The following is a 14867-nucleotide window of genomic DNA, read 5'->3' on the forward strand; positions in this document are numbered from 1 at the left end:
TACGGGGCGTGACCGGACTCCTCGGCCCGGCGGAGATCCGGGAACTCGCCGCGCGCCTCGGCGTCACGCCGACCAAGAAGCTCGGCCAGAACTTCGTGCACGACCCGAACACCGTGCGCCGCATCGTCACCACCGCCGGGTTGACCCCGGAGGACGTGGCGCTGGAGGTCGGCCCCGGGCTCGGCTCGCTCACGCTCGCCCTGCTCCCGGTCGCCGCGCACGTGCACGCCGTGGAACTCGACCCGGCGCTGGCCGCCGCGCTGCCGGAGACCGCCGCCCGCTTCGCCGGCGAGGCCGCCGCGAGGCTCACCGTCCACCCGGCCGACGCGCTGCGGGTCACCGCCGCCGACCTGGCCGACCCGGCACCGACCGCGCTGGTGGCGAACCTGCCCTACAACGTCGCCGTGCCGGTCGTGCTGCACCTGCTCGCCGAGCTGCCCACACTGCGGCACGGCCTGGTGATGGTGCAGAAGGAGGTCGCCGACCGGCTCGTCGCCGGTCCCGGCTCCAAGGTGTACGGCATCCCGTCGGTCAAACTCGCCTGGTACGCCCGCTCCCGGGCCGCCGGCAAGGTCCCGCCGAACGTGTTCTGGCCGGTGCCGAACGTCGACTCCGGCCTGGTCGCGTTCACCCGGCGCGAACCGCCCCGACCGGACGTACCCCGGAAGGCCGTCTTCGCTGTCGTCGACGCCGCGTTCGCCCAGCGCCGCAAGACGCTGCGCGCCGCCCTGGCCGGCTGGGCCGGCGGCGCGGACCGGGCCGCCGCGACGCTCGCCGCGGCCGGTGTCGACCCGGGCGCACGCGGCGAATCGCTCACCGTGGAGCAGTTCGCCGCCATCGCCGCGTCGGCCCCCGACGGCTCCGCCGCCGAGCAGTAGGCTGGCGCCGTTGCCCGACCCCGCCGAGGAGCTGACCGTGCAGAAGCCGTTCGACATCCGCCCGCGTCCAGGGGAGCTCACCCGGTGACCGAGGCATGGCGACCGGAGGACGAGGACGGGCAGCGACGCGGGGCCAGCGGCCCGGTCAAGGTGCGGGTGCCCGCCAAGGTCAACCTGCATCTCGGGGTGGGACCGCTGCGCCGTGACGGCTACCACGAGCTGAACACCGTCTACCACGCGATCTCCATCTACGACGAGCTGACCGCCCGGCGCGGTGACACGCTCACCCTCACCATGGAAGGTGAGGGCGCCGGAGAGCTGGCGCTCGACGACACCAACCTGGCGCTGCGCGCCGCGCACGCGCTCGCCGGCTACGCGGGCGTCGCCCCGCATGCCCGGCTGCACCTGCGCAAGCAGATTCCGCTCGCGGGCGGGCTCGCCGGTGGCAGCGCCGACGCCGCCGCCGCGCTCGTCGCCTGCGACACGCTCTGGGGCACCGGGCTGTCCCGCGACGAACTCGCCGGCATCGCCGCCGACCTCGGCTCCGACGTGCCGTTCCTCATCCACGGCGGCACCGCGCTCGGCACCGGCCGGGGCGAGGCGGTCAGCCCGGTGCTGGCCCGCCCCACCTCCTGGCACTGGGTGGTGGCGATCGCCGACGGCGGCCTGTCCACCCCGGCCGCCTACCGGGAACTGGACCGGCTGCGTGACGCCGGCGCCGCCGGCACGCCGCTGGGCAGCACCGACGCGCTGCTCGGCGCGCTGCGCCAGCGCGACCCGCGGGTGCTCGCCGCCACGCTCGGCAACGACCTCCAGGACGCCGCCCTGACCATGCGTCCCTCGCTGGCCGAGACGCTCAAGGCGGGCGATGCGGCCGGCGCGCTGGCCGGCATCGTCTCCGGCTCCGGGCCCACCTGTGTCTTCCTCGCCGCCGGCGAGGCCGACGCGGGGCGGATCGCCGCCGAGCTGACCGCCGCCGGGGTGTGCCGGGAGGCCCGCGTCGCGCACGGACCGGTCGCCGGCGCCCGCGTGGTCTGAGGCCCCGTACCCTTGACTCAGGCGTCCCGGGCCCCGGGACGCCTGAGTCGTGAAAGGTGGGGAATGGCCAACATCGTCAACCTGGACCGGGTGTCCAAGGGGTACGGCGCCGCCGGGCCGCTGCTCACCGAGGTCTCGCTCGGCCTCGACGACGCCGACCGGGTCGGCGTGGTGGGCCTCAACGGCGCCGGCAAGTCGACGCTGCTGCGGCTGCTCACCCGCGCCGAGGAACCCGACGACGGCCGCGTCACCCACCGGCGCGACCTGCGCGTCGCGTGGCTGCCGCAGCGCCTGGACCTGGCCCCCGACCTCACCGTGCGGGACGTCGTGCTCGGCACCGCCTGGCTCGACGAGAGCATGGGCGCCGAGCACGAGTGGGCCGGCGACGCCGGTGTGCGCGCCATCCTCGACGGCCTCGGCATGCCCCACCTCGGCCTGGACATGCCGGTCGGCCCGATGTCCGGCGGGGAACGCCGCCGCGTCGCGCTCGCCGCCCTGCTGGTCCGCGACGCCGACCTGCTCGTCCTCGACGAGCCCACCAACCACCTCGACGTCGGCGGCGTCGACTGGCTGGCCCGCCACCTCGTCACCCGCAAGGGCGCGCTCGTCGTGGTCACCCACGACCGCTGGTTCCTCGACGCCGTCTGCACCGCCACCTGGGAGGTCGCCGACCAGACCGTCCGGGCGTACGAGGGCGGCTTCGCCGCGTGGACGCTGGCCCGCATCGAGCGGCAGCGCGTGGCCGCCGCCACCGAGGCCCGCCGGCAGAACCTGCTCCGCAAGGAGATCGCCTGGCTGCGCCGCGGCGCGCCGGCGCGCACCTCGAAGCCCAAGTTCCGCATCGACGCGGCGAACGCGCTCATCGCCGACGTGCCGGAACCCCGCGACACCATGTCGCTGCAACGGCTCGCCACCGCCCGGCTCGGCAAGCAGGTGTACGACCTCGAAGGCGTCCGGCTGCACGCCGGCCCGAAGGAGATCCTGCACGACACCACCTGGCAGGTCGGGCCCGGCGACCGGGTGGCCATCCTCGGCCGCAACGGCGCCGGCAAGACCACTCTCCTGCGGATGCTCGCCGGGGTGACCGGCCCCGACGGCGGGCGCTTCGCCGCCGGGCAGACCGTCCGGCCCGCGTTCCTCTCCCAGGAACTCGCCGAACTTCCCGGTCACCTGCGTGTGCTGAAAGCCGTCGAGGAGGTGGCCCGCCGGGTGCAGTTCGGCGACCGGGAGATCAGCGCCTCCCAGCTCGCCGAGATCTTCGGCTTCGACGACCGGCGGCTCTGGACCCCGGTGAGCGACCTGTCCGGCGGTGAGCGCCGCCGCCTGCAGATGCTGCGCCTGCTCGCCGGGGAGCCCAACGTGCTCCTGCTGGACGAGCCCACGAACGACCTGGACACCGACACGCTCGCCGCGCTGGAGGACCTGCTCGACTCGTGGCCCGGCACGATCGTGGTGGCCAGCCACGACCGCTACCTGATCGAGCGGGTCACCGACGTCGCGTACGGCATGTTCGGCGACGGCCGGCTGGTGCACCTGCCCGGCGGCGTCGACGAGTACCTGGCGCGCGCCGCCGCGGCCGGCGGCCCGGCGCCCGTCGACCTCACCCCGGCCACCGCGGCGCCGGCCCTCGAGGGCATGTCCGCCGCCGAGGTACGCGTCGCGAAGAAGGAACTCAACCGGCTGGAACGGCAGATCGCCAAGCTCGAGCAGAAGGAGGCGGCCCTGCACGAGCAACTCGCCGCGAACGCCACCGACTACGCCCGGGTCGCCGAGCTGGACGCACAGCTCAAGGAGGTGCGGGCCGAGCGGGACCGCACCGAGGAGACCTGGCTGGCCCTGGCCGAGGAGCTGCCGGGCGGCTGACCTGCCGCCGGGGTGGGGGGTGTGCGGCGTCACTGACCGGCGTACGGGACAATCACCGGTGGAACCCTCGTCCGAACGGTCTTTTGGAGACGCAGAGATGGCCCACACCCCCGTCAACCACCCCGCGCGGCCGATCTACCGGGCGATCGGCGGGATCGTTGGTCTGTACTTCGTCGTCTTCGGCGGCCTCGGCGTCATCGCCAGCGCCGGTGGCGATTTCTTCGCCCAGGACGACACCAAGGTGCTCGGCCAGGGCACCAACATGGCGTTCTCGCTGGTGTCCGTGCTCGTCGGCGTGGTGATCCTGGTCGGCACCGCGATCGGCCGCAACCTCGACGTGGCGGTCAACCAGTGGCTGGCCTACACCCTGATGGTGATCGGCCTGGGCTCGCTGGCGTTCCTGCAGACCGACGTCAACATCTTCAACTTCTCGATCATGACCGACGTCGTGGTCCTGACCCTGTCCCTGGTGCTCCTGATGGTCGGCATGTACGGCAAGGTCGGCTCCGACGACGAGCACGAGGCATGGCAGAAGGCCCGGCTGGTGCTCTGACCCCTCTCGCACGAAGGCCCGGCGCGCGGCGCGCCGGGCCTTCGGTGTTTTCCGGACGCGAACGGACAACCCAGGCGACAATTGCCCCGAATCAGTCACACGACTGGAGGGCACCATGGCGCACTTCCCGGTGAACCACCCCGCGCGGCCCCTCTACCGGGTGCTGTCCGGGCTCATCGGCCTCTACATCCTGGTCTTCGGCGTCTACGGCGTCTTCCTGACCTGGGGCGAAGGACTGTTCGGGCGGGGCAGCGACTGGGCGCTGGGCCTGCGCACCAACCTGGCCTTCTCGCTGGTCTCGGTCGTCTTCGGCGCGGTCCTGCTGGTCGGCGCGTCCCGCCGCGACAACCTCGGCCACTACATGAACCTCACCGCCGGCGCGGTCTTCCTGATCACCGGCATCCTGATGATGTCAGTGCTGCAGACCTCGGCGAACTTCCTGAACTTCTCGATGTCGACGGTCATCGTGTCGCTGCTGTTCGGGCTGGTCCTGCTCGCCACCGGCCTCTACGACAAGGTCGGCACCCCGGAGCAGTCCGAGGAGGAGCGGCAGCGCCGCTACCACCCGATCGCCGAGCGCTGAACCGGCTGTCGTCGCCGCCACCACGGGCGTCGCGGCTCATTCCCGCGTCGACGGGACCTCGTCGGCCCGGTCGGCCCGCGGACCGTGGAGCGCGCGAAGCGCGTCGAGTGCGACAGCGGTGAGAACGCTGCGGCCGACACCGGCACGGCCGAGCAACTCCATCCCCCGGGTGACCGCGACGAAGTAGACCGCCAGTGACTGCACGTTCGCGTCCTCCGGGAGATCCCCGTTCTCCCGGGCGTGTTCCAGGCATCCGGCGTAGATTCCGGCGAGCTGCTCGATGCCGGCTTTCGTGACAGTGGAGAGCGGATCCTCCTCGCCGGTCGACTCGACGAGCGCGCGCGTGGTGAGCGAGACCCGCCGGTCACTGCTGCTGAACTCGATCGCCATGCGGAGCATGTGACCCCGGATCCGTTCCAGCGGCGAAGCGCCGTCGTGCCCGAGCGCTTCCGAGACGGCGCGCGTCGCCTCCTCCCGATCCTCGGAGAGCGCCCGGAGGAACAGTTCCCGCTTTCCGCCGAACGCGTTGTAGAGGCTCTGCTTGCCCAGGCCGGTCGCCCGCACCAGGTCGTCGAGGGTCGAGGCGGCGAGGCCGTGCACGGCGAACACCTCACTGGCGCTGCTGACGACATCGCTCTCGACGAACTTGCGGGGACGGGGCACGTGGGCAGCCTACGTTATTGACCAACTGGTCAAAAACTTGTTAACGTGGCTGCGGCGCGCATCGATGAGAACTGTTTCCCGCTGCGGCACGACAATCAAGGACGGGCAGAATGAAGAGCAACGAAGAGATCGTTCGCGAGGCATACCGGCTGGCGGAAGGGGACGTCCTCGACGGACCCGGCTTTCGCGCCCTGTTCACCGAGAACGGAACGTTCAACGACGTGCCCAATGGGCTGACCTTCCGCGGGGACCAGATTCCTCAGGCGCTGACGGGCTTCGCCAGCGTCTTTCCCGACGTCCACCGCGAGCTGCTCGACGTGCATGCTCTCGGTGATGTCGTCGCCGTCGAACTACGAATTCAGGGAACCCACCTCGGCGGTTTCCCCACCCCGGCCGGCGAGATCCCGCCGACCGGCAACCGGATCGACGTGCCGACGGCTGATCTCTGGCATCTCCGTGACGGAAAGATCGAAAGGTTCGACTGCTACAACGCGGCGAACGTGCTGCTCGCCCAGATCGGTGCCGCCCCCGACTTCGACTCGGCGATCGCGGCTGCCGCAGGGGCTTAGCGCCACCGCCGCACCGCACGGGCCGAGGATCCAGCTCAACTCACGATCGGCCCCGGCTTCGAATCCAGGTGCGACAACCCGTTCCAGGCCAGATTCACCAGGTGCGCCGCCACCGTCTCCTTGCGCGGCTTGCGCACCTCCAGCCACCAGCGGCCGGTCAGCGCCACCATGCCCACCAGTGCCTGCGAGTAGAGCTCGGCCAGCTTCGGGTCGTACCCCCGGATGGAGAACTCGCCCGCCAGGATGTGCTCCACCTGGTGCGCCACGTCGTTCATCACGCTGCTGAAGTTGCCCGTCGCGGACATCAGCGGTGATTCGCGGACCAGCACCCGGAACCCGCTGGTCTCCTCCTCGATGTAGGTCAGCAACGTCAACGCGGCCTGCTCCAGCAGCTCCCTCGGATGACCCGCGGTCAGCGCCGTGGTGATTCGGTCCAGCAGGGCCCGGACCTCCCGGTCCACCACCACCGCGTAGAGCCCCTCCTTGCCGCCGAAGTGCTCGTAGACCACCGGCTTGGAGACCTTCGCACGCGCGGCGATCTCCTCGATCGAGGTCGCGTCGAAACCACGCTCGGCGAAGATCTGCCGGGCGATCGAGATCAACTGCTCGCGCCGCTGCGTCGCGGACATCCGCACCCGGGACGGCTTCGCCGCCGGCGCGGGCCGCCGCCGGGCGCGGTCACTGCCGGGAACGTCGGTCACCCGCCCCATCCTGCCAGGCGAGGCGTACGCGGTCCGACCGGTCGATTTGTCGTACGCCAGTTCTAGTCCGGGGGTGACTCGCGGTGATCACTCGAACTCGCACGGCTCCTGTCGTGGCCGAAAGCCCGAGCTGCACGCCCAGGCGCTGGCACTGCGGCGTGCCGGCTGTCCCGTCGGGGAGATCGCGGAGCGGCTCGACGTCTCCAAGCCGGCGGCGTATCTCTGGACCCGGCACCTGTCGGAGCCGACTATCGCGGCTGCCTGACCATCCATGTGGTGGGCGGGAGCCGGCTCTACTGGAGGATCGAGGGGATCATGAAAGGAATGAGCAATGAAGATCCACCACGTGACCGGTAAGGTGTAGGCAGCCGGCGGGCAGCTTGCTTTTTGCCCGTTTTCGACCGTCCCGGGTCGTCTAATGGCAGGACGTCAGGTTTTGGTCCTGATTATAGGGGTTCGAATCCTCTCCCGGGAGCTTCTGCTGTTTGCCCTCCCGCGGGTGGTTAGCATGACCGCGAGACTGTCGCCGTCCCGACGGGAGAGCCACGTCGTGTCCCAGCCCCACCTCCGCACAGTTGTCGTGCTCGCCGCCGGTGAGGGCAAGCGGATGAAGTCGTCCCTGCCCAAGGTGCTGCACCCGCTGCTCGGCCGTACCCTGCTCGGTCACGTCCTCGCCGCGGCCGCGCCGCTCGGCGCGGACCGCACCGTGGTGGTGGTCGGCCACGGCGCCGACCAGGTCCGGGCGCACCTGACCGACGTGGCCCCGGCGGCGACGCCGGTGCTGCAGGAGCGCCAGCTCGGCACCGGGCACGCGGTCCGCATCGCGCTGGACGCGGTGCCGGACGCCACCGGCACCGTCGTGGTGATCAACGGGGATGTGCCGCTGCTGCGGCCGGAGACGGTCCAGGCGCTCGTCGAGGCGCACGAGGGCGCCGCTGCGGCGGCGACAGTGCTGGCGGCCGAGGTGCCGGACCCGACCGGCCTGGGCCGGATCGTGCGGGACGTGCAGGGGCAGCTGGAGCAGATCGTGGAGGAGCGGGACGCCTCGCCCCAGCAGCGCGCGCTGCGGGAGATCAACGCGGGCATCTACGCGTTCGACGCGGCCCGGCTGCGGGAGGCGCTGGGCAAGCTCTCCACCGACAACGACCAGGGCGAGGAGTACCTGACCGACGTCTTCGCGCTGCTGCGCGACGCCGGGGAGCCGGTCGCGGTGCACTGCGCCGCCGACCACGTGGAGACGCTCGGCTGCAACGACCGGGTCGAGCTGTCCGCGCTGCGGCGGCTGCTGCGCGACCGGGTGAACGAGGGCTGGATGCGTACCGGGGTCAGCATCCTCGACCCGCACACGACGTGGATCGACGTGACGGCGACCGTCGAGCGGGACGCGGTGATCGACCAGAACACGCAGTTGCAGGGTGCCACGGTGGTCGGCGAGGGCGCGCTCGTCGGCCCGGACACCACGCTCGTGGACACGGTGGTGGGCGCGGGCGCGAGCGTGGTGCGCTCCCACGCGGTCGGCGCCGAGGTGGGGCCGGAGGCCAGCGTGGGCCCGTACGCGTATCTGCGGCCGGAGTCGCGGCTGGGTCGCAAGGCGAAGGTCGGCACGTTCGTGGAGACCAAGAAGGCGTCGATCGGTGACGGGTCGAAGGTGCCGCACCTGTCGTACGTGGGGGACGCGACGATCGGCGAGCACAGCAACATCGGCGCGGCCACTGTCTTCGTCAACTACGACGGGGTGCGCAAGCACCACACCACCATCGGCAGTCACGCGCGTACCGGAGCGGACAACATGTTCGTGGCGCCGGTACGGGTCGGCGACGGCGCGTACACCGCTGCGGGTTCGGTGATCACCGGGGACGTGCCGCCGGGTGCGATGGCGGTGGCGCGGGGCCAGCAGCGCAACGTGGAGGGCTGGGTGCTGCGCAAGCGGGCCGGTACGGAGGCCGCGGAGGCGGCGCGGCGGGCCGGTGAGGATGCGGCGGAGACGGGCGGGGCCGCAAGGGAAGGTGACTGACTCCACGGGGATCGGCGGGCCGTGGGTGGATCGCTGAACCGGGGGCATACTGCAACCGAACACTCCCCGGCCCACCGCCGCCGGGCACCACCGACATACGGGAGCAGACGGGCCCATGGGCAGCATCGTCGCCGAAAACCGCAAGAGCCTGATGCTCTTCTCCGGGAGGGGTTTTCCGGAGCTGGCCAAGGAGATCGGTGAGGTGCTCGGCGTCGCGCCGACGCCGGCCGACGCGTACGACTTCGCCAACGGCGAGATCTTCGTCCGGTACAAGGACTCGGTTCGTGGTTCGGACGCCTTCGTGGTGCAGTCCGTGACGCACGGCGTGAACACCTGGGTCATGGAGACCCTGATCATGGTCGACGCGCTGAAGCGCGGTTCGGCCAAGCGGATCACCGTGGTGCTGCCGTTCTACCCGTACGCGCGGCAGGACAAGAAGCACCGCGGCCGGGAGCCGATCTCGGCGCGGCTGATCGCCGACCTGCTCAAGACGGCCGGCGCGAACCGCATCCTGACCGTCGACCTGCACACCGCCCAGATCCAGGGCTTCTTCGACGGCCCGGTGGACCACCTGTTCGCCATGGACGTGCTGGCCGAGTACGTGGAGCACAAGTACGCGGGCCGGCCGATGACTGTGGTGGCGCCGGACTCGGGCCGGGTCCGTGTGGCGGAGCGCTGGACCGACCGGCTGGGCGGCTGCCCGCTGGCGTTCATCCACAAGACCCGTGACCCGCTGAAGCCGAACCAGGTCGTGGCGAACCGGGTGGTCGGTGAGGTCGAGGGCCGGGTGTGCCTGATCGTGGACGACATGATCGACACCGGCGGCACGATCACCAAGGCGGCGGACATCCTCAAGGAGCAGGGTGCGGCGGAGATCGTGGTCGCCTCGACGCACGCGCTGCTGTCCGACCCGGCGACCGAGCGGCTGAAGAACAGCCCGATCAGTGAGGTCGTGGTGACGAACACGCTGCCGCTGCCGTCGGAGAAGCAGTTGGACAAGCTGACAGTGCTGTCGATCGCCCCGCTGCTGGCCCGGGCGATCCGTGAGGTCTTCGACGACGGTTCGGTGACCACCCTGTTCGGTGGCCTGAGCTGATCGTTGCGGTCCGGTCGCCGGCACGTCCGGCGGCCGGGCCGATGCCCTGCGGAACAGGCGCGGCGGTGATATGGGGGACTGCCGGAAAGCCGGGAAAGCCCTCGGGTAGACTGGTGCGGTTGCCACGGCGAGGGTGCCCGGCGGGCTGCTGACAAGCACCGCACGGAGGCGCCGTCATCGACGCGGTGCTCCGGGCGGTCGTTCATGACCCTAGCCCCAGCGAGCCCCTCGCCCCAGCACCGCCAGACGACAAGCCGCCGCAGCGAAGCATCAGGAGTTTCCCCGTGTCCGAGGTAAAGATCAGCGCCGAGCCCCGTACCGAGTTCGGCAAGGGTGGTGCCCGTCGTACCCGCCGGGCCGGCAAGGTGCCCGCCGTGCTGTACGGCCACGGCGAGAAGCCCAAGCACATCGCGCTTCCGGCGCGGGAGTTCGCCGCCGCGATCCGCAAGGGTGGCGCGAACCAGCTCTTCGCCATCGAGGTAAGCGACGGCACGCAGGTGCTGGCGCTGCCGAAGGCGATCCAGCGTGACCCGATCAAGGACACCTTCGAGCACGTGGACCTGCTGCTGGTCCGCCGGGGCGAGAAGGTCACCGTCGAGGTCCCGGTGCAGCTGACCGGTGAGGCCGCGAAGGACACCCTGATCGTGCACGACCACGACACGCTGTCGGTGACGGCCGACGCGACCAAGGTGCCGGACCACCTGGAGGCGTCGATCGAGGGCGCCGAGCCGGGCACCACGATCACCGCCGCCGACGTCGAGCTGCCGGCCGGCGTCGAGCTGGCCACCGACGACAGCACCGCTGTCGCCTCGGTGACCGCCGCTCCGACCGCCGAGCAGCTTGAGGCCACCCTCCCCGAGGTCGAGGAGGCCACCGAGGAGGCCGAGGCCGAGGCCGGCGAGGAGACCGCCGAGGGTGCCGAGGGCGCTCCGGCCGCCGAGGGCGAGGAGGCCCCGGCCGAGGCGAAGACCGAGGCCTGACCGGTCCGCAAGGCTGTGCGACAGGCGTCCCCGGTTCCCGGGGGCGCCTGTCGGCGTATCGGGACGGCTGGTCGGGCGAGCGAGCGGGAAGGGACGTCGGGTGACGGACGAGGCGGGACCGTGGCTGGTGGTCGGCCTGGGCAACCCCGGCCGGGAGTACGCGAACAACCGGCACAACGTCGGGTTCATGGTGGCCGACCTGCTGGCGGCCCGGGTGGGCGCGAAGTTCGGGCGGCACAAGCGCGCGATGGCCGAGGCCGCCGAGGGGCGGCTGGGCTTCGGCGGCCCGAAGCTGGTGCTGCTCAAGCCGTTGACGTACATGAACCTGTCCGGCGGTCCGGTGGCCGGGCTGGCGCAGTTCCACAAGATCCCGCCGGCGCACGTGATCGCGGTGCACGACGAGCTGGACATCCCGTACGGGCAGGTGCGGGTGAAGTGCGGCGGTGGCGAGGGCGGCCACAACGGCCTGCGTTCGATGTCGAAGTCGCTCGGTACGAAGGACTACGTGCGGGTGCGGTTCGGCATCGGCCGGCCGCCGGGCCGGCAGGACCCGGCTGACTACGTACTCTCGGATTTCTCCTCGGCGGAGCGCAAGGAGCTGGAGTTCCTGGTGGACCGCGCGGCGGACGTGGTGGAGTCGGTGGTTCTCAAGGGTGTGGAGCCGACGCAGAACCTTTACCACGGGGGCTGACCGGCGGTCGGTGGTCAGCGGCTCGGGTGGCGGAGCGAAGGGGCGACAGGAGCATCATGGGCAGTCCTCCGATGACCGACGGCGGCTTCGCCCGGTGGCTGGCGTCGCGGGCCGGCCAGGCGTTGACGGCGTTGCGTACGGAGATGGGGTTCGCCGACGCGGGAGCGCTCCGGTCGGCCGGGGACAAGGTCTCGCACGACCTGATCCGCACGGAGCTGGCGAGGTGGCGGCCGGCGGACGCGGTGCTGTCGGAGGAGGACGAGGGCGCTCGGCTGGCCTGGACGGCGGAGGTGACGAGCGAGGCGTTGTTTCGCCTGACCGCCGACCGCGTCTGGATCATCGATCCGCTGGACGGCACCCGGGAGTACGCGGAGGAGGGGCGCGCGGACTGGGCGGTGCACGTGGCGCTCTGGTCGCGTAACGCGTCGAAGCCGCACGGTCTGGTAGCGGGCGCGGTGGGCCTGCCGGCCCAGCACCGGGTGCTCGGCACGGATCATCCGCCGGCCTACCCGCCGATGACGGTGGAGGCCGCCGTGGGCGGCAGCCGGCGGGTCATCCGGTTGGCTGCCAGTCGTAGCCGTCCGCCGGTTTTCCTGACCGATCTGGCAGAGGACGTCGGCGCTCATCTGGTCCCGATGGGCTCGGCGGGCGCGAAGATCGCCGCCGTGGTCACCGGTGAGGTCGACGCGTACATCCACGCGGGCGGTCAGTACGAGTGGGATTCGGCCGCTCCGGTCGCTGTGGCGACGGCCACCGGTCTGCATGCTTCCCGGATCGACGGTTCTGCGCTGAAATACAACGAGGCCGACCCGCGCCTACCGGATCTGCTGGTCTGCCGCAAGGATCTCGCGAGTCGGTTGCTTGCAGCGTTGCAGCGGCATTCCGGGTAACCTGAGCGTTCTTCTTCACGACTCCGACCTGAAAGGTCTGGAATCCGATGTGCGGATCCGAGCGAATCGAGTTCGTGTCATGACGTCCCCCGCCGCGTACCAGGTGTCGCACCTCGACGCCCTCGAGGCGGAGAGCATCTTCGTGATGCGTGAGGTGGTCGCCGAGATGGAGCGGCCGGTGCTGCTCTTCTCCGGCGGCAAGGACTCGATCGTGATGCTCCGGTTGGCCCAGAAGGCGTTCGCGCCGGCCAACATCCCCTTCCCGGTGATGCACGTGGACACCGGGCACAACTTCCCCGAGGTACTCGACTACCGCGATCAGCGGGTGGCCGAGCTGGGCCTGCAGCTGATCGTGGCGAGCGTGCCGGAGGCGCTGAACAAGGGCCTGGTCCGCGAGTCCGCCGACGGCATGCGTAACCGCATCCAGACGCCGGTGCTGTTGGAGGCGGTCGAGAAGCACCGCTTCGACGCGCTGTTCGGCGGCGCCCGGCGCGACGAGGAGAAGGCGCGGGCGAAGGAGCGGGTGTTCAGCTTCCGCGACGAGTTCGGCCAGTGGGACCCGAAGAACCAGCGTCCGGAGCTGTGGGCGCTGTACAACGGCCGGCACCACCCGGGCGAGTCGATCCGGGTGTTCCCGCTGTCGAACTGGACCGAGCTGGACGTGTGGCACTACATCGCGCGGGAGCGGATTCCGCTGCCGTCGATCTACTACGCGCACGAGCGCGAGGTGATCGAGCGCGACGGCATGCTCTACGCGGTGAACGAGTTCTTCCGGGCCCGCGCCGGTGAGCAGCCGTTCAAGACCCAGGTGCGGTACCGGACCGTGGGTGACGCCTCCTGCACCGCGGCGGTCCGCTCGGACGCCGACACGGTGGAGAAGGTGATCGAGGAGGTGGCCGCGACGCGGATCACCGAGCGCGGCGCGACCCGCGGCGACGACCGGGTCAGCGAGGCCGCCATGGAGGACCGCAAGCGAGAGGGCTACTTCTGATGAGCGTCGAGACCCTGGCGCCGGCCGAGAGCGAGACCGCGCGGCCGATGGACCTGCTGCGGTTCGCCACCGCGGGCAGCGTCGACGACGGCAAGTCGACGCTCATCGGCCGTCTGCTCTACGACACCAAGTCGCTGTTCACCGACCAACTCGCCGCGGTCGAGGCGGTCAGCGCGGCGCGTGGCGACGAGTACACCAACCTGGCGCTGCTCACCGACGGCCTGCGCGCCGAGCGGGAGCAGGGCATCACCATCGACGTGGCGTACCGCTACTTCGCCACGCCGCGGCGCAAGTTCATCATCGCCGACACCCCGGGGCACATCCAGTACACCCGGAACATGGTCACCGGCGCCTCGACCGCCGACCTGGCGCTGATCCTGGTGGACGCGCGCAAGGGCCTGGTGGAGCAGTCCCGCCGGCACGCGTTCCTCTGCTCGCTGCTGCGGGTGCCGCACCTGGTTCTCTGTGTGAACAAGATGGACCTGGTCGACTGGTCGCAGGAGGTCTACGAGCGGATCGCCGACGAGTTCACCGCGTTCGCGGCGAAGCTCGACGTGCCGGACCTGACAGTGGTGCCGGTCTCCGCGCTCAAGGGCGACAACATCGTCACCCGCTCGGAGAACATGCCGTGGTACGAGGGGCCGTCGCTGCTGCACCACCTGGAGCGGGTGCACATCGCCTCGGACCGCAACCTGGTCGACGTGCGGTTCCCGGTGCAGTACGTGATCCGGCCGCAGTCCACCACCGTCACCGACTACCGGGGCTACGCCGGGCAGGTGGCCTCGGGCGTGCTCAAGCCGGGCGACGAGGTGATGGTGCTGCCGTCCGGGTTCACCAGCCGCATCGCCGCTGTGGAGACCGCCGACGGCCCGGTGGACGAGGCGTTCCCGCCGATGTCGGTGACGGTCCGGCTGACCGACGAGCTGGACATCTCCCGTGGTGACATGATCTGCCGGCCGAACAACGCCCCGACGGCCGTGCAGGACATCGAGGCGATGGTCTGCTGGATGGACGAGACCCGCCCGTTGCAGGTCGGCGGCAAGTACGCGATCAAGCACACCACCCGCTCGGCGCGGGCGATCGTGCGCGGCCTGCACTACCGGCTGGACATCAACTCGCTGCACCGGGACGAGACGGTGGGGGAGTTGAAGCTCAACGAGATCGGCCGGGTCCGGCTGCGGACCACAGTGCCGCTGCTCGCCGACGAGTACCGCCGCAACCGCACCACCGGCGGCTTCGTGATCATCGACGAGGCCACGAACCGTACGGTCGGCGCCGGCATGATCGTCGAGGCCGGCTGACCCCTGCGTGTAAGGAAGGGCCCCTTGTTAACAGCTCACTGTTAACAAGGGGCCCT

Annotated in this window: 15 protein-coding genes, 1 tRNA gene and 1 pseudogene; 15 read left to right on the forward strand and 2 right to left on the reverse strand. The window is 71.0% G+C overall.

Features of this window, described 5'->3' with window-relative positions; genetic code table 11:
• Positions 1-8: 8 nt before the first annotated feature.
• The 5 genes from rsmA (at position 9) to FHU28_RS06655 (ending at position 4915) form a co-directional block, all read left to right on the forward strand.
• Positions 9-878, forward strand: coding sequence for a 16S rRNA (adenine(1518)-N(6)/adenine(1519)-N(6))-dimethyltransferase RsmA (gene rsmA, locus FHU28_RS06635; RefSeq protein ID WP_184681904.1), 870 nt, complete (start codon positions 9-11; stop codon positions 876-878).
• Between the two features lie 84 nt (positions 879-962).
• Positions 963-1916: a 4-(cytidine 5'-diphospho)-2-C-methyl-D-erythritol kinase gene (locus tag FHU28_RS06640; RefSeq protein WP_184681906.1), complete on the forward strand. Its 954-nt coding sequence runs from the start codon at positions 963-965 to the stop codon at positions 1914-1916.
• A 63-nt stretch (positions 1917-1979) separates the two neighbouring features.
• Positions 1980-3779 carry an ABC-F family ATP-binding cassette domain-containing protein gene (locus FHU28_RS06645; RefSeq protein ID WP_184681908.1) on the forward strand — a complete coding sequence of 600 codons (1800 nt, stop codon included), beginning with the start codon at positions 1980-1982 and terminating at the stop codon, positions 3777-3779.
• Positions 3780-3876: 97 nt separating this feature from the next.
• A complete protein-coding gene (locus FHU28_RS06650; RefSeq protein ID WP_184681911.1) occupies positions 3877-4332 on the forward strand; it encodes a DUF4383 domain-containing protein in 456 nt (151 codons plus the stop codon).
• Positions 4333-4447: 115 nt separating this feature from the next.
• Positions 4448-4915 carry a DUF4383 domain-containing protein gene (locus FHU28_RS06655; RefSeq protein ID WP_073825374.1) on the forward strand — a complete coding sequence of 156 codons (468 nt, stop codon included), beginning with the start codon at positions 4448-4450 and terminating at the stop codon, positions 4913-4915.
• A 36-nt stretch (positions 4916-4951) separates the two neighbouring features.
• Here the strand turns inward: FHU28_RS06655 and FHU28_RS06660 are convergent, their stop codons facing one another.
• Positions 4952-5578, reverse strand: coding sequence for a TetR/AcrR family transcriptional regulator (locus FHU28_RS06660; protein ID WP_073825370.1), 627 nt, complete (start codon positions 5576-5578; stop codon positions 4952-4954).
• A 110-nt stretch (positions 5579-5688) separates the two neighbouring features.
• Between FHU28_RS06660 and FHU28_RS06665 the strand changes: the two genes are divergently transcribed.
• Positions 5689-6147, forward strand: coding sequence for an ester cyclase (locus FHU28_RS06665; RefSeq protein ID WP_184681913.1), 459 nt, complete (start codon positions 5689-5691; stop codon positions 6145-6147).
• A 35-nt stretch (positions 6148-6182) separates the two neighbouring features.
• On the opposite strand, the gene FHU28_RS06670 is transcribed toward FHU28_RS06665, so the two are convergent.
• Positions 6183-6848 carry a TetR family transcriptional regulator gene (locus tag FHU28_RS06670; RefSeq protein ID WP_376700660.1) on the reverse strand — a complete coding sequence of 222 codons (666 nt, stop codon included), beginning with the start codon at positions 6846-6848 and terminating at the stop codon, positions 6183-6185.
• Between the two features lie 73 nt (positions 6849-6921).
• Between FHU28_RS06670 and FHU28_RS06675 the strand changes: the two genes are divergently transcribed.
• The 9 genes and pseudogenes from FHU28_RS06675 (at position 6922) to FHU28_RS06715 (ending at position 14811) form a co-directional block, all read left to right on the forward strand.
• The gene (locus FHU28_RS06675) at positions 6922-7113 is read left to right on the forward strand and encodes a helix-turn-helix domain-containing protein (protein WP_184681918.1); all 192 of its coding nucleotides are present in this window, start codon (positions 6922-6924) and stop codon (positions 7111-7113) included.
• Positions 7114-7252: 139 nt separating this feature from the next.
• Positions 7253-7323: transfer RNA gene (locus FHU28_RS06680), tRNA-Gln, on the forward strand.
• Positions 7324-7356: 33 nt separating this feature from the next.
• Positions 7357-8922 (forward strand): annotated as a pseudogene (gene glmU, locus FHU28_RS06685) (bifunctional UDP-N-acetylglucosamine diphosphorylase/glucosamine-1-phosphate N-acetyltransferase GlmU); the annotation flags it as partial.
• 55 nt (positions 8923-8977) lie between these two features.
• Positions 8978-9958 (forward strand): ribose-phosphate diphosphokinase, encoded by a 981-nt coding sequence (locus FHU28_RS06690; RefSeq protein WP_030501163.1) that lies wholly within the window; start codon positions 8978-8980, stop codon positions 9956-9958.
• A gap of 284 nt (positions 9959-10242) precedes the next feature.
• On the forward strand, positions 10243-10938 hold the full coding sequence (locus FHU28_RS06695; protein ID WP_073825349.1) for a 50S ribosomal protein L25/general stress protein Ctc: 696 nt from the start codon (positions 10243-10245) through the stop codon (positions 10936-10938).
• A gap of 100 nt (positions 10939-11038) precedes the next feature.
• Positions 11039-11629 carry an aminoacyl-tRNA hydrolase gene (gene pth / locus FHU28_RS06700; RefSeq protein WP_116503868.1) on the forward strand — a complete coding sequence of 197 codons (591 nt, stop codon included), beginning with the start codon at positions 11039-11041 and terminating at the stop codon, positions 11627-11629.
• 56 nt (positions 11630-11685) lie between these two features.
• On the forward strand, positions 11686-12519 hold the full coding sequence (locus tag FHU28_RS06705) for an inositol monophosphatase family protein (RefSeq protein WP_184681921.1): 834 nt from the start codon (positions 11686-11688) through the stop codon (positions 12517-12519).
• Positions 12520-12598: 79 nt separating this feature from the next.
• On the forward strand, positions 12599-13510 hold the full coding sequence (gene cysD, locus FHU28_RS06710) for a sulfate adenylyltransferase subunit CysD (RefSeq protein ID WP_073825338.1): 912 nt from the start codon (positions 12599-12601) through the stop codon (positions 13508-13510).
• On the forward strand, positions 13510-14811 hold the full coding sequence (locus FHU28_RS06715; protein ID WP_184681930.1) for a sulfate adenylyltransferase subunit 1: 1302 nt from the start codon (positions 13510-13512) through the stop codon (positions 14809-14811). Before cysD ends, FHU28_RS06715 begins: the two co-directional genes overlap by 1 nt.
• Positions 14812-14867: the final 56 nt, after the last annotated feature.

Origin of the sequence: Micromonospora echinospora (assembly GCF_014203425.1) — a bacterium.
Classification (GTDB): Bacteria; Actinomycetota; Actinomycetes; order Mycobacteriales; family Micromonosporaceae; genus Micromonospora; species Micromonospora echinospora_A.